Below are 21,866 nucleotides of genomic sequence, written 5' to 3'. Positions count from 1 at the left end.
AGTAGGTATCAACCTGGATATAGAAATCAAAATGAGAAATTAAAAGTTAAAATTCAAAGTTTTTGTGATTTTCAATTTTGCATCATAGGTTGAGAGTATTTTGTGCTAATTGAGTCTTGCGGAGAAATACAGTACTTTTCAGATCAGCCATACAACCAAAAACGTTTATCAAGTCTGATATGAGCCATAAATCTTGGCTATTACGGTGTTTCTCCTTTCTCTTTTTCCCTGAACCAACAAGTATTACCCTCACTCCTGCTCTCATTTCCCGGCAGGTTTCTAAAAATTGCCTTCCCATGGGAGATAGTTTTGTTACTTGTCGTACAATAAAGCCAATGGCGAAAGATTCTAACACGCTTACTTATGACTGTGCTGATTTTCAGTATTTTTACGGTAACGCTAGTAATAAAAATAAATATTGATATTTTAGTAAAAAACGCCAATAGCAACCTTCCCTGCAAATAAAATTTGTTTTGCAAGGAAATGATAAAAATATCCCAGTCTAACTAATTAGATGCACTGAGTGAGAAAAAGTTGCGCCCCTTGAGATGTTTTTATCTGCGAACTCCTAGGGTTTCTTCTTTTGCTCAAGTAGGAATACTTAATATAATCAGTGATTTAGGAGACTAGTCTTACGCAATAATTAAAAACTAGCCTCAATTGTCATTATCCGTTTATCTGACTCTGAGGAATTTGAGAATACCATTGGCGATACCCTCAGCCATTTTATTTTGGTAAGAGGAAGTGCGGAGGTTTGCCATATCTTCTGCGCCCGTCATAAAGCCAGTTTCCACGAGAATGGAAGGCATAGAACTTTTACGTAAGACATAAAAACGGGCACGACGGACACCGCGATCGCGAATGTTGACACTTTGCATGATGCTGTTATGAACCAAACGGGCAAGACCTAAGCCACTATCGTAGTAATACACCTCTAAACCATTCACCTCAGGACGATTTGCTCCGGCAGAATTTGCGTGAATACTGACAAAAACACTAGCGTTAACACGTTCTGCCATTTCTACCCGTCCTGGGAGGGTGACAAAGTAGTCAGAATTACGGGTAAGTACGACTTGGATGCCATTCTGCTGTAGAATCTGGGCAACCCGTAGGCTGATGGGGAGAATGACATCTTTTTCCAAAGCACCACCAATACCCACAGCTCCAGAATCTTTGCCACCATGACCGGGGTCAATTAAGACTACCAAACGTCCATTATTGTTACGGGGTCGAGAAATCGGTGTGTTGGGGTTGTCACCGGGTAGAGGTTGGGGATTTGGACGCGGTAGGGGTAGGGAAAGGATAGGGGAGTTATTGCGACTAGAGCGGTTTAAATCCAGGGAAATGGAATCACGACCAGGTAAACTCAGTCTACCGACTTCTACCCCTGGAGCAGGTTGGACAAAGATAACCACAGTTCGGGAGTCTTCTTGACGCAGGCGCACCCGTAAAATGGGACTATTGGCATTAAGTTGGGGTCCCCGTACCGAATCAGCCAAACGTGCGTTAGATACGGTGATCCGGAACATCATTGATTCCCTATCCCAACCACTTGTAGCGTAAATGGGGCGATCGCCACGAATTACTAACTGTCCATTATTATCTGCAATATCTACGGATTCAATTGTCGTCAAAGAAGTGCTAGGAGGACGACGGGAGATGGGTGGTAGGGGACGATTATCTTCCGAGTTGGAATTATTGGAATTATTGGAATTATTCCCAGGAAATCTGTTAGCATTCCCATCTGGTAATAGTACTAAACCATTAGTACCACTGGTGGATGCTCGCCAATCAGAACTGTTGCGATTCACCCGCATCACCAAGCGCACCGTAGGTTTAGGGTTTTGTAATTGAATAAACTGGATATTACTTACACCGTAGCGGTTAATATACTGGTCACGCTGACGGAAATTAGTCGATAAAGCTGCTTCCGAAATATCCACAAAAACAGTAGTGCGATCGCGGCTACGATTAACTCGAATACTTGGTTGACGAGTACCACTAGTACGCACAAAAAAGCCATCCCCTGTTGTTTGCAGACTTTCTACTTGTGTGACTCCATCCCTAGTAGCAACTACAGCTTCTGGACTCACCCTAGAAATCGAATTTCCAGGATTTTCCCCATCTCTATTGACTACACTATATACACTCCGAGGAGATGCGGCATTGCTATCTGGTTTTGGTCTAGGAATTTGTACCGTCCACCGACTCCCAGTCATCCCAATAAATTTTACCTGTTGAGGGTCAAGGGTATAACCAGGGGCAAGTTCCAGGACAATTCTAGTTGTTTCCTGCTCAAACTGTCCGACTCGCAAAGAGCGAATAGTTCCACCTAAAGTTTGGGTAACTTGTGGACGACCAAAGCGAGTATCTGGTAAATCAATTACTAAACGTGTGGGATTAAAAATCAGCTGTGCTCTTGGCTGAACATTCCCTGTAGTTGTAAATTCTAAGCGATTTTGACTCGCATCAAACCGCCAAAATTGCAGTTGCGCTGCTTGGACTGGCGATGATGACAGGGAGATAGTTAACAAAGTACCGGGTAATAATAACCAGTGTAATTTCACAGAGTTGTCTCCTGAGTCATATGTGTGGAAGCGGTGAACTGAAACATGAAGTGTCAAGTACTTAAGGATGAAGTGTAGCCCATAGGGGAAAAAGTTTGACGACTAATCATTTCTTATGCTAGGCAAAAAGCGGTCAGATTCCTTATTCTCCTATTTATAGGCGAAGCTGAAACCCTGTGGAATAGAATGCTTGCTTGAATGTCCCTTTCTTTGCAGGTTTTTCATCCTTAGTTTTTCATTCCTTCATGAATTTACTGGTCAATTTTAAATTTTTGCCGAAATTAGAAATCAAACTCGGTCTCAATAGTTAAATAAACTGTTCAATAGAATACAGTTAGTTATGAGACAAAACAATCACTAAAAACAGAAGTATTCTAGAAGCGTGAAATTCTAACACAAAGCCGATATTTCTCTTTGCCGTTTTGCCCAGAACTCCCTTTATAGATATTTATAGAAGACTAACTTGCAGTTTCTGAAGTTTCTGAAACAGTCAGCATCAAAAGAGGATTAAAGACGTTAAATCACCAAAACGTGTCAGTTTTGATGATTTAACATAGAAAATTAGAACTATAATTTCCTCTAGTGATTTCTTTGGGCTTTCTCCTGCCGATACCACAAAGAGGTTAAGCTGCGATGATTGCTCACACCTCTATATTTTACGAAGCTGCTATTTTCTCCTCAATGTCTGACTCTGGTGTGGGGAAAACAAATCTCAGTAAAGGTGGTGCGAGAAAAGTAGTTAAAATTACCATCATAATAATTGCAGCTTCCAAAGGTTTGGAAAGAATATCAATGCTAGAGCCAATCCCTAGAAAGACTAATCCGACTTCACCTCTAGGAATCATACCGACACCGATCGCCATCCGATTAATACCGGGCTGACCAAACACAGTTAAGCCCGTCACCATTTTGCCAATGATTGCCACGGTAATCAAGAAAATCGCCATGGCTAAACCTTCTCGGTTGCTGGGAATGGCGGGATTGAGAACGCTTAAATCTGTTTTCGCGCCGACGGTGACAAAAAATACTGGTACTAACATATCGGCAATGGGTAGAATTTGCTTCTGTAGCTCCTTGCGCTTATCAGTTTCCTCTAATACTAAACCTGCCGCGAATGCCCCTAGGATAGCCTCTAGATGGATAATATCAGCGATATACGCCATGATAAAGGCAAAGATAAAGGCAGGGATGACTAACTCTCCCCGTGTTTTTAAGACATCAACTACGGAAACAAAGGTTTTATTGAAGACATTACCAAGGGCGATCGCTCCTAACAAAAAAGCTGTGGCACTAATTATCAGGTAAATTACCTGACTCACATCCACAGTTCCTTCCTTTGCCAAACTAGCGACTACAGCCAAAACAATAATGCCGAGAATATCATCAATTACCGCCGCGCCGAGAATAATCTGTCCTTCCCTAGAATTCAAGCGTCCTAGCTCTGATAGTACTTTGGAAGTAATACCAATACTAGTTGCTGTTAATGCTGCTCCTGCAAAAATTGCTGGTACTGCGGGGATACCAAAGAAAATCATCAAACCTGCTGTACCTGCGGCAAAGGGTACCACAACCCCCACACAAGCTACCACCACAGCTTGAATACCCACAGCCATTAAGTCTTTTAAATTAGACTCCAAACCAATTTCAAATAACAGGATAATTACACCTAATTCTGCCAGCACGGTAATCACTTCTGACTGAGTGGCAAATAAACTGTCTGCTGTTTCTGGAGTCAAACTGGTGGTAGTTTGCAAAAAACGAATAATCAAGGAACTAGAACTTTCTGCTCCTGTTTCTGGAAATACAAGTAGATGTAAAGCAGAGATACCAACGACGACACCACCAACCAACTCACCTAAAACTGGGGGTAAACCAAAACGGTTGGAGATTTCACCCCCAATTTTACTGGCAAAATAAATTACAACTAAACTCAGTAGTACTGATGCGACGACAAGAGAGGTTTCTACTGGCTCTGTTGTTGCTGCTAATAGAGAAGATGAAAGATACATTGTGTTCAAAACTATAATTTTGTTAGTGGCTCTTCATGAGATGCGGGTATTTTGATACCTAATCTAGAATTCCCATTCATCCCACTACTATCTAGGATTCACACTTTAATATCCACTCACTAGGGATTGATAATTTGCTAATTTCAGCAGTTTTTGCCAATGAGATTCTGACATCGGTACTACTGATAATCGCGGTAAACGCAGTAACTCAAAATCGGCAAAATCACTGTCAGCTTTAATTTGTGCTAAAGTCACGGGTTGAGGAACTCTATGTTGTGCTTTCACATCTACAACCGCTCGTTTCTCATCATTGAGGGATGGATCGGCGTAGGGTTGAGTCATAATTTCCCCAATTCCCATGATGCGACGTTCCTTGCCAGTATGGTAAATCATCACCAAATCACCCTTGACCATAGAGCGAATATTTTTGAGAGCCAAAGCGTTACTGACTCCATCCCAGACTGTGATACTATCTTTCTCTAAATCTGAGTAGGCATAATTGTCTGGTTCTGTCTTTAATAACCAATAACCCATATCTGAATACCCTCCTGCCATAAATCCTGATTTTGTTTGCAAATTTCAAGTTTCCAAAAATGTAACCACCGGTAATTAGGTACTTTGACGTGTCAAAGTAGAAAAGACAGCAAGCATAAACATTAAACCTCTGGCAACACAATAGATGTCGGCGAATGATTGGGAATAGCAAGGGTTGAAAAGTTTGGGATTGAAACACCCCTTTTCCCGACTTGTGCAAAAAGTCTATTCAGGTATAGCTGTATTGTTGACAGATACAAGGAGCGTGTGATTGGGAAATTTTCACCCAGTCGTCACCGCAAAACTTGCAAACTATCAAATGCTTATTTTATATGAGGAGTGAAATTTCATGAGTGGAGTTACTGTACCTACCCCTCGGTTGAATTCTGCTGGCAATTTTTGGAAAACTGTACCTTTAGCTTTGCTGATGTGCGTTAGTTTTATCCAGCCCGCAGGAGCTTTGGATCAAGAGAAAAATATTCGCACTCTGACAGTGAGTGGTAGAGGAATAGAAGCAATCCCCACAAGCCTATCACAAATTAATTTAGGGGTGGAGGTTCAAGGCAAAACTGCTCAGGATGTGCAGAAGGAAGCCGCACGACGCTCGTCAGCAGTAGTAGCTTTACTTCAGAGTCGCAATGTAGAGAAACTGCAAACTACGGGTATTAGCTTAAATCCTGTATATAGCTATAACAATAATGTGCAAAAAATTACAGGTTATGCTGCGAGTAATACCGTAAGTTTTCGGATAGCGACAGATAGGGCTGGTAATATTTTGGATGACGCGGTGAAATCTGGGGCATCACAAATCAGTAGTATTAGTTTTGTGGCTACAGATGAGGCGATCGCCCAAGCACAAAAACAAGCTCTGAAAAAAGCCACCCAGGAAGCACAACAACAGGCAAACGTTGTATTTGACACCCTTGGCTTGAAAGCTAAGGAAGTCGTCAGTATTCAAATCAATGGTGCTAGCGCTCCCCCACCTATCACCCGCAATTACAGCAATGCCAAAATGATGGCAGAGGCTGCTTCTACCCCAGTAGTCGGTGGAGAACAGCAGGTAGAAGCTTCTGTCACCTTACAGATTAGTTACTAGGGAATAGGTTATGGAGTCCCAACCCATTAACTAAAAATTATCTGGATTGCTATTCATCATTTCTGCTTCTGCTTCTCGTTTGGAACCAAGTAAATCCAACTGCTCGACGCGAATAACTGGTTTGGAGCGACTGACTCCAGTAGTGCGATCGCTCCAACTATCCAGTTTTAAGGAACCTTTCACCCCAATCAAACTACCTTTATTCACGTATCTACCAGCAATTTCTGCCGTGCTACCCCACAATTCCAACTCGAACCAGTCCGGCTCATCGTTGTTGCGTGTTCTCCGTCGCACTGCTAGGGTTAGTCTACACTTGACACTACCGCTATCTTGGAAATACTTCATCTCTGGCTCAGTACCAACACGACCAACCAAAGTGACAACATTTATGCTCATTGGCTTTTCCTTTCAGTACAGGTGTACCTCTTGACTTTCAGACTAATCATAGCGAATTCTTATGATACAAAATCATTGTTAAATAAATAACAATTATAATTACTGACAGGAATGATAAAAATTATTCTTCCTGGTGGATAAAAGCATACGGATATACACTGTTCACAGGAGAATATAAAAAGGTAGATGCCTGAGACAGAGTAAAGATTCTGAAAACTTATCCAAAAAATATCCTGCTTTACTAGACTCAGGTCAAAAAACGTAATAGAATCCTCCACGATTCTCTCTTACGGTAGTAGTCAAAAGTATCGACATAGGGGGCGACAAGAGGCGTGGGTTTATTTAATAAGTTTTCTTTATCAAGGGATATGGGTATCGACCTCGGTACAGCTAACACCCTTGTTTATGTATCAGGAAAGGGCATCGTTTTGCAAGAACCTTCAGTAGTTGCCATTGACCAAAATGAAAAAGTGGCGTTGGCAGTTGGTGAAGACGCAAAAAAAATGCTTGGTCGCACGCCCGGTAATGTTGTGGCTCTACGTCCATTACGTGATGGTGTGATTGCTGACTTCGATACAGCAGAGTTGATGCTCAAGAGCTTTATTCAGCGTGTGAATGAGGGAAAATCCCTTGTTTTACCTCGTATTGTCATTGGTATTCCCAGTGGTGTTACAGGGGTAGAAAGACGAGCGGTGATGGATGCGGCAACCCAAGCAGGTGCTAGGGAAGTGTATCTGATTGACGAACCTGTGGCTGCGGCAATTGGTGCGGGTTTACCTGTAGCAGAACCCACTGGCAATATGATTATTGACATTGGTGGTGGAACAACGGAAGTTGCAGTCCTGAGTTTGCAAGGTACGGTATTAAGCGAGTCTGTGCGGATTGCAGGTGACGAGTTGACTGAATCGATCATGCAATACATGAAAAAGGTTCACAACTTGGTCATTGGGGAACGAACTGCGGAAGATATCAAAATTCGCATTGGTTCTGCCTATCCCATTTTGGAAGATGAAGACGCAATGATGGAAGTGCGAGGTTTGCATTTGTTATCTGGACTTCCTCGTACCGTCACCATTAAAGGTCCGGAAATCCGTGAAAGCATGGCAGAACCTCTATCTGTAATTATTGAAGCAGTGAAGCGGACCTTAGAACGTACTCCTCCAGAGTTAGCCGCAGATATTATTGATAGAGGTATCATGCTGGCTGGGGGCGGTGCTTTACTCAAAGGGGTTGATACCCTGATCAGTCACGAAACGGGAATTGTCACCCATATCGCAGCTGATCCCCTAAGTTGTGTTGTCTTAGGCACAGGTCGTGTGTTAGAAAATTTCAAACAACTAGAGAGAGTATTCAGTGGACGCTCTCGCAACATTTAGTCAGGAAAATTTTGTACGATATTGGGTTCGACTTCAGGATCCAATATCTCTGGTGTTATTACGGCTAGAGAAGGTTATATCATGTTTACTGCGCGTCGCTGGTGGGAGCATAAAGGGGTACAGATTGGAATCGTAGCTTTGGCAATTGGTGGTGCTTGGGCGGTGCGTCAAACCCAAGGAACAGTGCTTTTGGAAATCTACCAAGGTATTGGTCGTCAATTGCAAGTTTTTCAAACCGGACCAGCTCCGGAAGAAAGTATTCGTAATGCTCGGATATTAGAGTTAGAAACCCGGATTACGGAGTTAGCTGCCCAAAATCAGAAACTTAAAGAATTATTAAAGTACGTTGACAAAGAACCGTTGGCATCTCGCCCTATTCCAGCACGAGTTGTTGGTCGTAGTGGTGATAACTGGTGGCAGCAAGTAACCTTGAATCGTGGTACTAATGATGGCATTCAAGAAGGTTACATTGTCAAAGGGGAAGGGGGATTAGTCGGTTTAGTAAAAAGTGTAACTCCCAATACCAGTCGTGTATTACTAATCAGTGACCTTCAGAGTCGAGTTGGTGTCAATGTTAGTCGCACTGGGGCTAAGGGTATTCTTCGAGGTGATTCTTCCTCAGAGGCAATTTTAGAGTTTAGTGAAAAGGTTCCCAATGTGAAAGTGGGAGACTTTGTTGCAACTTCTAACTATAGTCAAAGATTTCCCTCCGGATTAGCTGTGGGTAGGATAAAATCTTTGGATTTGAAAAAAGTACCAACTTCTATCGCGAAGGTGGATTTATTTCCCGCAATTCGTTCCCTAGACTGGGTGAGTGTTTATCCTAAACCAGTCAGTGTGGATTCAGAAGCTCAGGAATCGCAACAGAAGCCAGCAGAACAATCAAAGATAGAAAAATCAAATTAACTCAGGATTGTTGGACTGCATAATTGAGATTGGGGATTGGTTACGGTGTTTACTGATGAAATCCGATTCCCCATCATTTATTCTCCATATTTTTAATAGTATAAAGTCAGATGAAATTTCCTTCATTTTGGGGTGGTAAGCATAAGCAAGGAAAAACGCGATCGCCTAATGGCGGCTTCTTCGGAGCATCACTATTTATGCCGCGTTCCGAAGGTAAAACGGGTGCTTATGCAGCATCATCCAAATCGAAAAAATCGAAAAAAAAATCTTCCCCTTTAATTAATCCCCTGAATAGTTGGAATCCCAGTTTCCGTCAGATAACTAATTGGGGTATAGTTATTGCTTCAGTCTGTTTATGTTTATTTCTTTCCCTGACTCGTTTTCCAGGGATGGAATTATTGGGAATTGGACCAAATTGGTTACTGATTTGGGTAGTTGCTTGGAGTGTAAAACGCTCTATGTGGCAAGGTTTACTAGCTGGTGTGGTTTTGGGTTTACTTCAAGATGCGATGACATCACCTGATCCTACCCATGCAGTGAGCTTAGGAATGGCTGGAGCGCTGACAGCTCTACTACAAAAACAAAGATTTATTCAAGAAGATTTTATCTCTATCGCCTTGATTGTATTTGGTATTGCCCTACTAGTCGAAACCACTTTTGCCGCACAATTGAGTTTAGCTGGCGATCGCAATGTTGCTGACATCTGGCTTTACTATCAAAAAGTTGCCCTAGCTTCGGCGATCGTGAGCAGTCTCTGGGCACCTGTAGTCTATTATCCTTTGAATCTTTGGTGGCAAAGGTTAAAAATGGCAGAACAGTCATCATAAATTGTTTGCGACTGTTCATGGTCTACAGGTCACCTACAGGGATATGATAGGTACGAATACGAACATGATATAGTTTCTTGCTTTTATCAACGCGGAGTGTGGTGTTAGGAGTTAGGAGTGAGACTCGTCAGGAGAAATCCTAGATGAATTTCACTCCTAAATTTTTGTGCAGGTTTTAACATTCTTTCATCTGAACAGGGAAAAACCGCAAATCAAAGATTATGGTGTGAGTCTTCTGCTGGTTAAGGTAAATTGAGAAAAAGCTTGGTAAGCAAAGAGGGGGAGGAAAGTTTACTCATGAATATTGAATATTGATTATGGAAAACTCACCTATACTGATAGCCAGGAATATTTCTGCAATTAACCAAATTCAGGAAACTAATTTGTTAGATAGCCATGCTTTCAGCACTCAGGGGCAAGATTTTGACTCACGTATGATGTTACGTTGCTTAGAACTTGCTCGTCGTGCTTTAGGTAGAACTTCACCTAATCCTTTAGTAGGTGCGGTGATTGTTAAGGATGGCAAAATTGTCGGCGAAGGTTTTCACCCCAAAGCTGGGGAACCCCACGCGGAAGTTTTTGCCTTGAGGGCGGCGGGGGCAGAATCTCAAGGAGCGACGGTTTACGTGAGCTTAGAGCCTTGTAATCATTACGGACGGACTCCTCCCTGTTCGGAAGCCTTAATCGCGGCTGGGGTGGCAAGGGTGGTGGTAGGAATGGTTGATCCTAACCCTCTAGTTGGTGGTGGCGGTATCGCTCGTTTACGCTCTGCTGGTATAGAAGTGGTTGTAGGTGTGGAAGAAGCTGCTTGTCAGAAATTAAATGAGGGGTTTGTGCAACGTATTGTTTACAAACGACCTTTGGGAATTTTGAAATATGCGATGACTTTAGATGGTAAGATTGCCACGACAACAGGTCACAGTGCTTGGGTGACAAATCAAAATGCCCGTAGTTTTGTACATCAATTACGCATAGGATGTGATGCGGTGATTGTGGGTGGAAATACTGTCAGGAGAGATAATCCCCACTTGACTAGTCACCAGCAGGGAGCGCACAATCCCTTACGGGTAGTGATGAGTCGCACCTTAGATTTACCGGAAAATGCCTATCTCTGGGAAACACAAGAAGCTGCAACCGTTGTGTTTACAGAAACTGGTATGAATCCTGAGGTACAAGAGAAACTGCGAACAAAAGGGGTTGAGGTGGTTGAACTGCCAAGCTTAACACCAGGTGATGTGATGGCAGATATGTATAATCGCGGTTTTTGTAATGTCTTGTGGGAATGTGGTGGAAGTTTAGCCGCAAGCGCGATCGCCGATGGAACAGTTCAAAAAATCCTGGCGTTTATTGCTCCCAAAATTATTGGTGGAACAACTGCACCGACTCCTGTTGGGGACTTGGGTTTCACAACAATGACAGAAGCTTTATCCTTGGAACGGGTAGAGATGAGTCTGGTGGGTTCTGATTGCTTAATTGAGGGGTATATCGGGGAAGGGGGAAGTGCAAAAGATTAAAAGAGGAAGGCAAAGGGTATTATTTGTTGTGAATATTACCCTTTACACCATTTCACGAAAATAGTGAAACAGATACAAACCCTGAAAGTCTGACTAGATAAGACTTTCTTAATTACGAATTACGAATTACGAATTGGTATTACCCATCACCTAATTACTGAAGCTTGAGAAACTTTTCTAGAGCCATTACCATAGTGGGGGGCCAACGGCGGGTATTTTTTACCCAGTTAATATCCTTGTAACGTCTGTCTAGTCCGTAGGCAGCTACCCAGTTGCTTTCTGCTTCTCCCTGTTCTCCTGTCACCCAGTATGCCGCAGTTAGTGCTGCCCGCATATCCGCAAATTTGGGATATTTACGGACAATATTTTTCATCTCTCGTAGTGCTTGGGTGGTTTCGCCAGTTTGATACAATGCCAGGGCATAGTTAGCACGGGCAAAGGCAAAGTTAGGAGCAATTTCGTTGGATTTTTTGTAATCAGCGATCGCGATGTCCCATTTTCCTAAACCAGCTTCGGCATTACCCCGGTTATTGTAAGCCATGGCATCTTTAGGATCCATTTCCAGAACATGATTATAGTCGGCGATCGCCTCTTCCCAGCGTCCTAAACCTTCCAATGCTGCACCACGGTTTAAATAGGGATCGGTGACGTTGGGGGCTAATTCTATCGCTTTTTGATAGTCTTCTAGGGCTGCCTCTAGTTTATTTTGACTGACACGAGCATTTCCGCGATTACTCCAAACTGCCGGATTTTCGGGAAATTTTTCTAGTATTTGTGTCCAATAGGTTTCTGCTGTGGCAAAATCACCCCGATTTGTGGCATCAAAAGCCATATTTGCCAATTCTTCCTGCTGCTGCAAGATTTCTGGTGTGAGATTTCCAGTTTGAGCATTTGCCACCCTACCCCCAGCAAATACCAATAATAGACAAATAACTATAGCGATTAACTTTCTCATCTGTTTCTAACTGTGATTGCCAATTCACAATTCATCATGACGATAAGTTCAAGAATCTGCAAGGGGTAGCAGGAGTTGGGAGTAATGAGTAATGAGTAATGAGTTTTCAGATCCCCGACTTGTGGAAAAAATCAGGGAGCTAAGGCAGCAATTTTCCCCATCACAGCAGCGACATTTGCTGATTGGGTGGTTTGAAACCCATATGATGGTACGCAGCAGCAGTTGCCATTCTCCCCCTAGGAGTGCGACTTAAATAACCTATTTGCATCAAGTAAGGTTCATATACTTCTTCGATGGTTTGTACGTCTTCTCCCGTAGCTGCTGCCATGGTTTCAATCCCCACCGGACCACCATTAAAGTTTTCGATTAATACACTCAACATTCTCCTATCTGTCCAGTCTAAACCACAGGGGTCTACTTGAAACAATTGCAGTGCTTCCCCTGCACTCTCTTGGTTGACAACTTCTATGGCTTTAACTTGAATATAATCACGAACACGTTTAAGTAATCTATTGGCGATACGTGGTGTACCCCGTGAGCGTTTGGCAATTTCCATGGCTCCATCGAGGGTAATATTAGTATTCAGTAACCCTGCTGTACGTGTCACCACTTGACTCAGTTCATCAATTTCATAGAAGCGCAATTTCTGAACTAAACCAAAGCGATCGCGCAGGGGTGAAGTTAAAGCGCCAACCCTAGTAGTCGCCCCCACCAAGGTAAATTTTACCAAAGGTATAGTTCTTGTCCGGGCACTAGGTCCTTTGCCTGTAGTAATATCTAGGCGATAATCTTCCATGGCTGGGTATAAAATTTCTTCCGTCATCCGTGATAGACGATGAATTTCATCAATAAACAGCACATCTCCCGGTTTGAGAGTCACCAGTAGCCCCATAATATCGCGGGGACGTTCCAAAGCTGGAGCGCTAGTGATTTTGCAAGCCACTCCCATTTCTTGAGCGAGAATCATTGCCATGGTCGTTTTTCCCAACCCTGGAGGACCATACAATAACAGATGGTCTAATACTTCTCCCCTAGATTTGGCTGCTTGAATTGCTATCTCTAGCACATCCTTGAGGTCTTTCTGTCCAATATAATCAGCGAAACGCTGTGGGCGAATGCTCTCTTCCTGTTTTCCCTGCTCATCAATAACAGCTTCTGGTTTTAAGATACTATCTGCTTTATCAATTTTTGCTGACATCTGCCGAGGTTGTTTCGGTTCTCTGTCGGGTTCTTGGGGCTGTTTTTTTGAGGAAATAATCGCCATAGGACAAGAGCTACTGTAAACTGTAAATTTCCAACTTTGGGAGACAACTGCCGAAATGATTCGGCAAAAACACGGATGCAAATTTTTTTGGGTGTGGTACGCTTGCCAATTTAAAATTTAAATTCCGGGGAATTACTCAGGAGTAGAAAATTTATCATGCTGGCTAAAAGGATCTTACCGTGCCTCGATGTCAAGGCGGGACGAGTTGTAAAAGGAGTTAACTTTGTTGAACTTAAGGATGCGGGGGATCCAGTGGAACTGGCTAAGGTCTACAATGAAGCCGGCGCTGATGAGCTAGTATTTCTAGATATTACAGCTACTCATGAAGACCGAGACACGATTATTGACGTTGTATACCGAACTGCCGAACAGGTATTCATTCCCCTGACTGTGGGTGGTGGCATCCAATCCTTAGAAAATGTTAAAAATCTGTTACGAGCTGGGGCAGATAAAGTTAGTATTAATTCTGCGGCAGTGCGCGACCCTGATTTTATTAATCGAGCTAGCGATCGCTTTGGCAATCAATGTATTGTCGTGGCAATCGATGCCAGACGCAGAGAAGACATAAATAATCCCGGTTGGGATGTCTATGTGCGTGGTGGAAGGGAAAATACTGGCATTGATGCTCTCAAATGGGCAATGGAAGTGGAAAAACGGGGCGCTGGAGAGATTCTCTTAACTAGTATGGATGCCGATGGGACTCAAGCTGGTTACGATTTGCAATTAACTCGTGCGATCGCCAACTCTGTACAAATCCCTGTTATTGCTTCTGGTGGTGCTGGCAATTGTCAACATATCTATGAAGCTGTGACTGATGGCAATGCGGAAGCTGCTTTACTCGCATCTTTACTCCATTACGGCATTCTCAGTGTGGCGGAAATTAAAAATTATTTGTGCGATCGCCAAGTTCCCGTGAGAATATCTACCTAAAGATAGAATACTTTGCCAGTCCACATCTCCAAGAGTTCAACACAGTTCTGAGAAACAGTGTTAATATTAGTTAAGAAGAATTAATTAATATTAATAAAAATGTTGATACCTATACTAATATTTGATGTGGCACTGGTTGCCTGGTCGCTGCATCTGATGGAAAAAGCAGTCGAAAGTAAGGAATTTTCCCTGATGTTGGCAGGTTTACTAGTTGCTGTGGCAGCAGCAGCCATGATGGTAGTTTATTTCCTGATGGGAAATTGTATGAGTTACTTATTACAAGTTTCTTAACTTAAAAGAGAAATTATCAACTTGACAAGCACTAAAAAATTCAGTTACCTTAGATGATGCACTATTCGGGGTTATAGCTCAGTTGGTAGAGCGCTGCAATGGCATTGCAGAGGTCAGCGGTTCGAGACCGCTTAGCTCCATTGGGAATTTTTAATTAACAGACTATTTGTCGTCGTTAACAAATTAATGTCTTTATAAAAATTGTTATTCACAAAAAGCGACAATTATTTTGTTATATGTTTATCAAAAATTTGGAATCGTCAATTTTTACAAAACGACACTTAAAATGTTAGTTATCTAAAAAGCGACATTATTTTGTTAAGACAAAATTCAAGAATTAAGTTATCGACATATACACAAAAAAGCTATAACCCTTGTACAGCATAAATTACAGCTTCTTGCATCTGGGCGACATTAATTTGTTAAGACGACATTTAATTAGTTAATCGACAGAAATTGTAGAGCGACAAATTATATGTCCGTGGCGACAAATTATTTGTCAATATTGTCTGAGTAACAAATTAAGTGTCAACTGAGATGATGTCAAACAACCCATAAATCTAAACCTACAGCTACACAATTAGAGTTGAATTTAGATGATTAAACGCCTATTCCCCGTCCCCAATCATCTCTGGGAACAACTCCCAACCCTCACGGAAGACAAAAAGCAACTTCTCCAACAGCAAACCATCACCCAAGATTCCCCAGGAACAATTCTGCGGGACTTTCAAACCATCCTACAATTTCTCCAACCTGACGGGGTTGAAGTTAGCAACACTTATCATCAATTCTCCCTCAAATACCTCCAGCAACTCAATTCCCGCTTGAGTTACCCCATTGAAACCAACCTCAAGCGTCCCCAACAAAAATCCTACCCCTACATTTACGGGTTATACTTCGTCCTTCGCAGTTCTGGACTGTCTCAAGTTATCACCCAAGGCAAAAAAACCAAATTAGTATTAGACGAACAATTCCTCAAAATTTGGCAAAGCTTCAACCCAACAGAACAATATTTCACACTTTTAGAATCCTGGTTACTTTGGGGAGAAAGCGAAGTCTTAGGCGAATTTAGAGACCCACACGGGCTATTATTTCGCTGCTTGCAATTTTGGCGAGACATCCCCGATGAAGGCTTAACCTTTAACAGTTACTCAGAACAAGATAAATTAATCTATTACCCAGGCTTGCACAGTCTTAGCCTATTTCATTTATTTGGCTTCCTTGAACTCACCCCAGGAAAACCCGAACCTGCTAAGGGATGGCGACTCGCTGCTGTAAAACGCCGTCCTTGGGGAGATGCAATGATAGCTTTAATCTCTCAAATTTATGATGAAATTGAACCAGACAGAGAAGAGGAGGAAATTACCCTTAACTTCCGCATTGCCTTTGAAAAATTAAAACCATCACTCCAAACCTACTTTCCTGAATGGGAACAAACGTTAGTCATTGCCAAAGGAGAATTTACCGAGGCAATTTATACTTTTAAAGTCACCCTGCTGGATGCTTGGCGACGCATAGCCATTCCTAGTAACTTCAATCTCGATCAAGTCGCCGCAGCATTTGTTCAAGCATTTGATTTTGACTTTGATCACCTCTACCGATTCATTTACAAAGACCATTTAGGACGTACTTTTGAATTTACCCATCCCTTTGTGGATATTCCCCCAAACACCAGCGATTTTCGCTTGGGTGAATTACCACTAAAAACAGGAAATCATCTACACTTGACCTATGATTTGCGGGATGAGTGGGAATTTGATTTACAGCTAGAAAAAATTGAGCCTGCTAATCCCAAAATGAAAAAGCCCAAAATTCTGGAAATTCACGGCGAAGCACCCGAACAGTATGGCGAAGAGGAAGAGAAAGAGTTTTACTGATGGGAATTCCCCGCAACATAAGTTTGCAGATTTTACGCGATCGCATACTGAAGTTAATATACTGTGGTTGATATTCGATCTAAATAATGCCTAAGAAAATTAGGGAATTAAAACAATGGTTACGCCAAATAGGTTTTACTGAACTCCCAGGAAAAGGAAGCCACACTAACTGGATACATCCCTTATATGCTGGAAAGCTAACGGTTTCAGGAAAAGACAGTTCGGATGCTAAACCCTACCAAGAAAAGGATGTGCAACAAGCTATAAAAGAGGTAGAAGAAAAACAACAGCAGGAGAAGCAGGAAGATGAGTAAATTTAAGTATCAAATGCTAATTCAATGGTCTGTTGAAGACAACTGCTTTTTAGTTGGATTTCCTGATTTTCCTGGGCAGCGTTGGCGCACTCATGGCGATACTTATGAGGAAGCTGTAGCAAATGGGACAGAAGCCTTAGAATCTCTAATTATGGCTTACGAAGACACGAATGAACCGCTTCCACAGCCAACAGTTTATCAAGTTGCGTAATAAAGCTTGTTACTAAACGTGTCAGAATTGATTATGCGATAGTCTACATCCCAGCCACGAAAAATATATAATTCTTCGTTACTAACCTGAGTTCTGGTTAAGGTAGAGGCTCAAAAGCTGATTCTACAAAGGTTGAGCAAAACCACAATTGAGAAAAGAAGCAATTAAAGTCGAATTGTTTGGTTAATAAGTCTCACAAATGAGATTAATGAGATTAATGGCAACAGTATACCTATCCTGTTGGCGACAGATTCAAGCAGTGCTTCAAACCAAACAATTAAAAATTAAGGGTTTTGGAGATTTCTTATCCCGAACTCAGGTCAAGTATGATTTGCCATTTTCTCCATTTTGCATAAAAAAAGCGGGCAAGATGCCCGCACTACAAAAATTTTTGGTATTATTTCCTGGAAATATCCTAAGCAAAGGCGGCGGTTTTCACGTCGTTATTGCCGAGTAAATCCTGTAATTCTTCTGCATCAACGGTTTCTTTTTCTACCAACATTCCCGCTAATTTATCGAGGATGTGGCGATTTTCTGTCAATACGTGTTTGGCACGATTGTAAGCTGCATCTACCAGATGTCTAACTTCTTCGTCGATCGCGGCTGCGGTTTCTTCTGAGAAGTCACGCTCTGCCATGATGTCACGACCAAGGAACATATTACCTTGTTGACGACCTAGGGCAACGGGACCGAGGCGATCGCTCATTCCGAAACGAGTCACCATCTGTTTTGCTACCCGTGCTACCTGTTGTAAGTCGTTGGAAGCACCTGTAGTGACTTCTTCTTCACCAAAGATGATTTCTTCGGCAATCCGACCACCCAAAGCTACAGCCATTTGGTTTTCCAGGTATGCACGACTGTACAAACCGCTATCCATCCGGTCTTCGCTGGGGGTGAACCAAGTCAAACCACCGGCACGTCCACGGGGAATGATGCTGATTTTTTGTACAGGGTCGTAATCTGGCATTAATGCACCTACCAAAGCATGACCAGCTTCATGGTAAGCAACTAAGAGTTTACGCTTTTCGCTGATAACTCTGTCTTTCTTCTCTGGACCAGCTAACACACGGTCGATCGCGTCGTTAATTTCGTCCATGGAAATTTCTGTCAAGTTGCGACGTGCTGCCAAAATTGCCGCTTCGTTGAGCAAGTTAGACAAGTCAGCACCAGTAAAACCAGGACTCCGACGGGCAATTCTTTCAATGTCCACATCCTTAGCTAAGGTCTTACCACGGGCGTGAACCTTGAGGATTTCCACTCTTCCAGCGTAGTCAGGACGGTCTACAACTACTTGACGGTCAAAACGACCGGGACGCAATAATGCTGCATCTAGGACATCAGGACGGTTGGTAGCAGCGATGATGATGATACCTGTATTACCTTCAAAACCATCCATTTCGGTGAGTAACTGGTTGAGGGTTTGTTCCCGCTCATCGTTACCACCACCTAAACCTGCACCCCGTTGGCGACCGACTGCATCAATTTCATCGATGAAGACGATACAGGGAGCGTTGGTTTTTGCTTGCTCGAAAAGGTCACGGACACGGGACGCACCCACACCGACGAACATTTCCACAAATTCCGAACCGGAGATGGAGAAGAAAGGTACACCAGCTTCCCCAGCAACTGCACGAGCTAGCAAGGTTTTACCTGTTCCAGGAGGTCCAACGAGGAGGACACCCTTGGGAATTTTGGCTCCAATGGCAGTAAAGCGATCGGCGTTTTTCAAAAAGTCAACGACTTCGTTGAGTTCTAATTTCGCTTGGTCAATACCTGCAACATCACCGAAGGTGACTTGGGTTTGGGGTTCCATTTGCACTCTGGCTCTGGATTTACCAAAGTTCATGGCTTGACTACCAGGACCATTTTGGGCACGACGTAGTAAGAAGAACAACCCAACTAGTAACAATACGGGGAAGAACAAGCTACTTAATGCCTTAAACCAAAACCCTTCATCGGTTTGTGGCAATACGATAATATCTACGTTATGTTTTGTCAGTGTATTAATTAAATCAGGGTCACTGACTAGGGTGACTAATTTTTTCTCACCACTAGTCGGAGTCACAAGGGCGGTAGTGCGATCAGAACTGAGGCTGACTTTTTCTACTCTGTCGTTTTCAACTTCTTGAATAAACTGACTGTAGCGCCATGTTTCTCTGTTTTGAGGTTTGTTGTCAAAAAACGCTGTACCTAAAGCAATGACAACTATAAATAGCAGTGCGTACAGCCCCGCATTTCTCCATCTTTTATTATTCACCGAGGTCAATCCTCCTATACTGTTGCGTGCAAGGGCGCTGGTTAAGAATTATGTTAACTTATTTTAAGGTATATCATAATGCCTTGCACTTATGGTAATGATTTTGTGGAACTAGTGGGTATTATGCCAATATTTTTTGATTCAGAGGAAAAAGCAAAAATCAGGTTTTAACTTTCTCCTAGAATTTGGATTTGGAAAATGGCGAACCAATTCCCATCGGGTATTGCTTAGAGCTTGCCTGTGGAATTATGAGTGATGAAATAATCCTCGGATTTGCTCCAAACAGGGATGGTAGGGATTATATTCTAGCTTTCCCTGGGGGTGAATGACCTGACGAATGGGGATAAATTCCACCACGCAGTTACTGTATGCTAGTGCTTCTATCTTAGCGATGATTTCTGGTGTCCAGGGGTGTTGGTTTACGGGTATTTGCTGCTGATTCAGATGTTGAATGATGCGCGATCGCCCAACTCCGGGTAAGATTCCCTCGGTAATCGGGGGTGTAAACCAGTCACCTTGTCCCCATCCCCAAAGATTTCCTGTACTGGTTTCTAACCAATTTCCCTGACTATTGACGAGGATTGCTTCCTGAGCAGCCAAATTTTTCGCTTCATTTTTGGCTAACCAAGAACTCAGGTAATTACCTGTTTTATGGTGGGGTAGGGAACGGGTAAATTCTAGGGATGGGATACTGGCAGTGATACCAGAAAACTGCTGATTTGGTAAATCTGGGGGTAGCGATCGCCCAGTGATGAATTCCCGTCCGTCGGGGAACAGGGTGATTCTGAGAACGGGGAAATAATTTGAGAGAGCTTCTGCACCTGCGCGAACATTTGCCCAATTAGGTGTTTGCCAAGCAAAGGATGTCAGAGAAAATTTTAGGCGATCGCAGTGCGCTTCCCATTGGGTAAAGCTACTTTTTAAAGAATTCTCATAAACCCTCAAAGTTGTAAAAATCGTCGCACCGTAAAGCAACCCTGGATCATCTATAGATATATGGAGAGTTGCAGAGTGAATCAATTGACCATCCAACCAGTAAATAGAAGACAAAGTGGTAGTTGCTGAATTTCCCATCTCAAATCCCTAAGCACTGTACCTAGAGGATATTTAATCCATCAATAGTCTTTTAAACCTCGTCTATCTTGAGAACTGTAGTTTTCCATAAAGACCTTGAGATTGCTTCCTTACGTCGCAATGACGCATTTGAACCGCTCAAAAAACTTCGGGTTTCATCATGGACGAGATTTATCTTTTAATCTTGCTGAGGTAGCTTAATTTTATTTGTTCCATCAGGATTAGGTGTCACTTTTCCACCTAACGATTCTATCGCTTTAATCGCTCGTCGTTTAGCCCTAGAGTCCATGGAACTATTTAATACCATTGCCCAAGTAGCAATCTGAGCAAATTTACTATTGGGATTACGTTCTAAGAACTCTGCGGTACTCCTAGACATATTCGATATCTGTTGACTTTCCTCATCTTGATGCTGACTTGCCCAATTAGCGGCTTGACTAAAGGATTTTTTTGCGCTTTGGGAATTTCCTAAAAATAATAATTCATCGGTTCCTTTCTGCCGCCAAACATAATAAGACCTTTTGGGAACCTGGGGAGATAGGGATTTTAGCCCTTGTTGCATCAAATTAATTGACTTTTCTGGCATTCCTGCAAACATTCCTGTGCTGGTAGATAAAGCCACATAGGAATCTAAAAAACGTGGGTCATGTTTGATAATAATTTCAAAATATTCTGGACTGAGAGCATAGCCTGTTTTGTCACGACTGGCATCATCTCCAAAATATTGTAAGTAGTTCAAATATACCCAATTTGCCAATAAATTATCAAAGCTGAAAGCGGGGACTTTTCGGAAAAATTTTAAACGCAAGGATTCATGTTTTAATTCTGTGTTTAATGCTTCCAGGGAAATATTTTGTTGACTACGACTCAATCGTTGCATTTGTGGCAACTGTAGCCCACAGAATCCCGCTATACATAAACAGGCTACACCCACGGTAGCAAAGGTTTGGCGATAGGATAGGTGCATTTTCGGGTAATTCACAATGAAACCGATAAATACATGATTCCCAGCGCTGGAGTCTATGTAACGGGATGAGAAATTTTTGATGTGTTAGAAGTGGCGATCGCCCCTGTAATTACCAGTAGTTCTTGTGTTTAGGTCTATATAAGTCTTATTTTTCTACTTGGTTGGTGGTGAGACACTAATATCAATGCTATGTTTTGTCAGTTGATTAATGAAATCAAGGTCATTTTCTAGGATGACTAATTTTGTCTGTCCATTCATAAAAGTGGCGATCGCTGTAGTCCGATCAGAACTTATACTGACTTTTTTAATGCTGCCATTTTCAACTTCTTGAATAAACTGACTGTAGCTTAAAGTTCCTTTGTCGTGAGGTTTATTCCCAATAAATTTGTTACTAATAGATACTATACCTAAAGCAAGGATAATTACACAGGGTACGCCTAAGAGCAATGCGTATAGCGCCTGATTTTTCCGTGTTTTATTGTTCACCGAGAGTCAATACTT

Annotated in this window: 21 protein-coding genes and 1 tRNA gene; 11 read left to right on the top strand and 11 right to left on the bottom strand. The window is 42.4% G+C overall.

Annotated elements, in window-relative coordinates:
- Positions 1–82: 82 nt before the first annotated feature.
- The 4 genes from IJ00_RS29140 to IJ00_RS17610 all read right to left on the bottom strand — a co-directional run bounded on the left by IJ00_RS29140 (position 83) and on the right by IJ00_RS17610 (position 5,110).
- Positions 83–355, bottom strand: a complete 273-nt coding sequence (locus tag IJ00_RS29140; RefSeq protein ID WP_035155040.1) for a hypothetical protein — start codon at positions 353–355, stop codon at positions 83–85.
- 319 nt (positions 356–674) lie between these two features.
- A complete protein-coding gene (locus tag IJ00_RS17620) occupies positions 675–2,567 on the bottom strand; it encodes an N-acetylmuramoyl-L-alanine amidase (RefSeq protein ID WP_035155037.1) in 1,893 nt (630 codons plus the stop codon).
- A 656-nt stretch (positions 2,568–3,223) separates the two neighbouring features.
- Positions 3,224–4,576, bottom strand: a complete 1,353-nt coding sequence (locus IJ00_RS17615; protein WP_046814844.1) for a cation:proton antiporter — start codon at positions 4,574–4,576, stop codon at positions 3,224–3,226.
- Positions 4,577–4,681: 105 nt separating this feature from the next.
- On the bottom strand, positions 4,682–5,110 hold the full coding sequence (locus IJ00_RS17610) for an EVE domain-containing protein (protein WP_035159227.1): 429 nt from the start codon (positions 5,108–5,110) through the stop codon (positions 4,682–4,684).
- Between the two features lie 349 nt (positions 5,111–5,459).
- Between IJ00_RS17610 and IJ00_RS17605 the strand changes: the two genes are divergently transcribed.
- A complete protein-coding gene (locus IJ00_RS17605) occupies positions 5,460–6,206 on the top strand; it encodes an SIMPL domain-containing protein (RefSeq protein ID WP_035155034.1) in 747 nt (248 codons plus the stop codon).
- 30 nt (positions 6,207–6,236) lie between these two features.
- Here the strand turns inward: IJ00_RS17605 and IJ00_RS17600 are convergent, their stop codons facing one another.
- Positions 6,237–6,602 carry a single-stranded DNA-binding protein gene (locus tag IJ00_RS17600; protein ID WP_035155031.1) on the bottom strand — a complete coding sequence of 122 codons (366 nt, stop codon included), beginning with the start codon at positions 6,600–6,602 and terminating at the stop codon, positions 6,237–6,239.
- A gap of 368 nt (positions 6,603–6,970) precedes the next feature.
- Between IJ00_RS17600 and IJ00_RS17595 the strand changes: the two genes are divergently transcribed.
- From IJ00_RS17595 to ribD, 4 genes are all read left to right on the top strand, one after another.
- Entirely contained in the window at positions 6,971–7,978 is a 1,008-nt protein-coding gene (locus tag IJ00_RS17595) for a rod shape-determining protein (RefSeq protein WP_035159226.1), read from the top strand.
- 81 nt (positions 7,979–8,059) lie between these two features.
- Complete coding sequence (gene mreC, locus IJ00_RS17590; protein WP_035155028.1) at positions 8,060–8,884, top strand: rod shape-determining protein MreC; 825 nt, start codon at positions 8,060–8,062, stop codon at positions 8,882–8,884.
- A gap of 110 nt (positions 8,885–8,994) precedes the next feature.
- The gene (gene mreD, locus IJ00_RS17585) at positions 8,995–9,711 is read left to right on the top strand and encodes a rod shape-determining protein MreD (protein ID WP_371259609.1); all 717 of its coding nucleotides are present in this window, start codon (positions 8,995–8,997) and stop codon (positions 9,709–9,711) included.
- Between the two features lie 434 nt (positions 9,712–10,145).
- Positions 10,146–11,225, top strand: a complete 1,080-nt coding sequence (ribD, locus tag IJ00_RS17580; protein ID WP_371259650.1) for a bifunctional diaminohydroxyphosphoribosylaminopyrimidine deaminase/5-amino-6-(5-phosphoribosylamino)uracil reductase RibD — start codon at positions 10,146–10,148, stop codon at positions 11,223–11,225.
- A 154-nt stretch (positions 11,226–11,379) separates the two neighbouring features.
- Here ribD and IJ00_RS17575 read toward each other — a convergent pair whose 3' ends face one another.
- Both IJ00_RS17575 and ruvB read right to left on the bottom strand, forming a co-directional pair.
- Positions 11,380–12,180, bottom strand: coding sequence for a tetratricopeptide repeat protein (locus IJ00_RS17575; protein ID WP_035155022.1), 801 nt, complete (start codon positions 12,178–12,180; stop codon positions 11,380–11,382).
- A 160-nt stretch (positions 12,181–12,340) separates the two neighbouring features.
- On the bottom strand, positions 12,341–13,444 hold the full coding sequence (ruvB, locus tag IJ00_RS17570) for a Holliday junction branch migration DNA helicase RuvB (RefSeq protein ID WP_035155019.1): 1,104 nt from the start codon (positions 13,442–13,444) through the stop codon (positions 12,341–12,343).
- A 156-nt stretch (positions 13,445–13,600) separates the two neighbouring features.
- On the opposite strand from ruvB, the gene hisF reads away from it, so the two are divergent.
- From hisF to IJ00_RS17540, 6 genes are all read left to right on the top strand, one after another.
- A complete protein-coding gene (gene hisF, locus IJ00_RS17565) occupies positions 13,601–14,374 on the top strand; it encodes an imidazole glycerol phosphate synthase subunit HisF (RefSeq protein ID WP_035155016.1) in 774 nt (257 codons plus the stop codon).
- Positions 14,375–14,473: 99 nt separating this feature from the next.
- Positions 14,474–14,665 carry a hypothetical protein gene (locus tag IJ00_RS17560; protein WP_035155013.1) on the top strand — a complete coding sequence of 64 codons (192 nt, stop codon included), beginning with the start codon at positions 14,474–14,476 and terminating at the stop codon, positions 14,663–14,665.
- A 67-nt stretch (positions 14,666–14,732) separates the two neighbouring features.
- Positions 14,733–14,805 (top strand) — tRNA-Ala (locus IJ00_RS17555).
- A 456-nt stretch (positions 14,806–15,261) separates the two neighbouring features.
- The gene (locus IJ00_RS17550) at positions 15,262–16,542 is read left to right on the top strand and encodes a hypothetical protein (RefSeq protein ID WP_035155010.1); all 1,281 of its coding nucleotides are present in this window, start codon (positions 15,262–15,264) and stop codon (positions 16,540–16,542) included.
- Positions 16,543–16,628: 86 nt separating this feature from the next.
- The gene (locus IJ00_RS17545; protein WP_035155008.1) at positions 16,629–16,856 is read left to right on the top strand and encodes a type II toxin-antitoxin system HicA family toxin; all 228 of its coding nucleotides are present in this window, start codon (positions 16,629–16,631) and stop codon (positions 16,854–16,856) included.
- Entirely contained in the window at positions 16,849–17,067 is a 219-nt protein-coding gene (locus IJ00_RS17540) for a type II toxin-antitoxin system HicB family antitoxin (protein WP_035155005.1), read from the top strand. The genes IJ00_RS17545 and IJ00_RS17540 overlap by 8 nt, the downstream gene beginning before the upstream one ends.
- Positions 17,068–17,482: 415 nt before the next feature.
- Here IJ00_RS17540 and ftsH3 read toward each other — a convergent pair whose 3' ends face one another.
- The 4 genes from ftsH3 to IJ00_RS17520 all read right to left on the bottom strand — a co-directional run bounded on the left by ftsH3 (position 17,483) and on the right by IJ00_RS17520 (position 21,851).
- The gene (gene ftsH3 / locus IJ00_RS17535; RefSeq protein WP_035155002.1) at positions 17,483–19,324 is read right to left on the bottom strand and encodes an ATP-dependent zinc metalloprotease FtsH3; all 1,842 of its coding nucleotides are present in this window, start codon (positions 19,322–19,324) and stop codon (positions 17,483–17,485) included.
- A gap of 246 nt (positions 19,325–19,570) precedes the next feature.
- Positions 19,571–20,398, bottom strand: a complete 828-nt coding sequence (locus IJ00_RS17530) for an aminotransferase class IV (RefSeq protein WP_035154999.1) — start codon at positions 20,396–20,398, stop codon at positions 19,571–19,573.
- Between the two features lie 178 nt (positions 20,399–20,576).
- Entirely contained in the window at positions 20,577–21,365 is a 789-nt protein-coding gene (locus tag IJ00_RS17525) for a hypothetical protein (RefSeq protein ID WP_035154997.1), read from the bottom strand.
- Positions 21,366–21,518: 153 nt separating this feature from the next.
- Complete coding sequence (locus IJ00_RS17520) at positions 21,519–21,851, bottom strand: ATP-dependent metallopeptidase FtsH/Yme1/Tma family protein (protein WP_035154995.1); 333 nt, start codon at positions 21,849–21,851, stop codon at positions 21,519–21,521.
- Positions 21,852–21,866: the final 15 nt, after the last annotated feature.

The organism is Calothrix sp. 336/3 (assembly GCF_000734895.2).
Lineage (GTDB): Bacteria > Cyanobacteriota > Cyanobacteriia > Cyanobacteriales > Nostocaceae > 336-3.
Note: the sequence above shows the minus strand (reverse complement) of the source record. Positions and strands in the feature narration are given on the sequence as shown.

Bases quoted from the DNA above. Each gene is read 5' to 3' on its own strand.
- IJ00_RS17550 (WP_035155010.1), top strand. From the start codon at position 15,262: ATGATTAAACGCCTATTCCCCGTCCCCAATCATCTCTGGGAACAACTC.
- IJ00_RS17540 (WP_035155005.1), top strand. From the start codon at position 16,849: ATGAGTAAATTTAAGTATCAAATGCTAATTCAATGGTCTGTTGAAGAC.
- IJ00_RS17545 (WP_035155008.1), top strand. From the start codon at position 16,629: ATGCCTAAGAAAATTAGGGAATTAAAACAATGGTTACGCCAAATAGGT.
- IJ00_RS17605 (WP_035155034.1), top strand. From the start codon at position 5,460: ATGAGTGGAGTTACTGTACCTACCCCTCGGTTGAATTCTGCTGGCAAT.
- IJ00_RS17575 (WP_035155022.1), bottom strand. From the start codon at position 12,180: ATGAGAAAGTTAATCGCTATAGTTATTTGTCTATTATTGGTATTTGCT.
- IJ00_RS17610 (WP_035159227.1), bottom strand. From the start codon at position 5,110: ATGGGTTATTGGTTATTAAAGACAGAACCAGACAATTATGCCTACTCA.
- mreD (WP_371259609.1), top strand. From the start codon at position 8,995: ATGAAATTTCCTTCATTTTGGGGTGGTAAGCATAAGCAAGGAAAAACG.
- IJ00_RS17560 (WP_035155013.1), top strand. From the start codon at position 14,474: ATGTTGATACCTATACTAATATTTGATGTGGCACTGGTTGCCTGGTCG.
- IJ00_RS17595 (WP_035159226.1), top strand. From the start codon at position 6,971: ATGGGTATCGACCTCGGTACAGCTAACACCCTTGTTTATGTATCAGGA.
- ribD (WP_371259650.1), top strand. From the start codon at position 10,146: ATGATGTTACGTTGCTTAGAACTTGCTCGTCGTGCTTTAGGTAGAACT.
- IJ00_RS17600 (WP_035155031.1), bottom strand. From the start codon at position 6,602: ATGAGCATAAATGTTGTCACTTTGGTTGGTCGTGTTGGTACTGAGCCA.
- IJ00_RS17615 (WP_046814844.1), bottom strand. From the start codon at position 4,576: ATGTATCTTTCATCTTCTCTATTAGCAGCAACAACAGAGCCAGTAGAA.
- mreC (WP_035155028.1), top strand. From the start codon at position 8,060: ATGTTTACTGCGCGTCGCTGGTGGGAGCATAAAGGGGTACAGATTGGA.
- ruvB (WP_035155019.1), bottom strand. From the start codon at position 13,444: ATGGCGATTATTTCCTCAAAAAAACAGCCCCAAGAACCCGACAGAGAA.
- IJ00_RS17530 (WP_035154999.1), bottom strand. From the start codon at position 20,398: ATGGGAAATTCAGCAACTACCACTTTGTCTTCTATTTACTGGTTGGAT.
- IJ00_RS17525 (WP_035154997.1), bottom strand. From the start codon at position 21,365: ATGCACCTATCCTATCGCCAAACCTTTGCTACCGTGGGTGTAGCCTGT.
- hisF (WP_035155016.1), top strand. From the start codon at position 13,601: ATGCTGGCTAAAAGGATCTTACCGTGCCTCGATGTCAAGGCGGGACGA.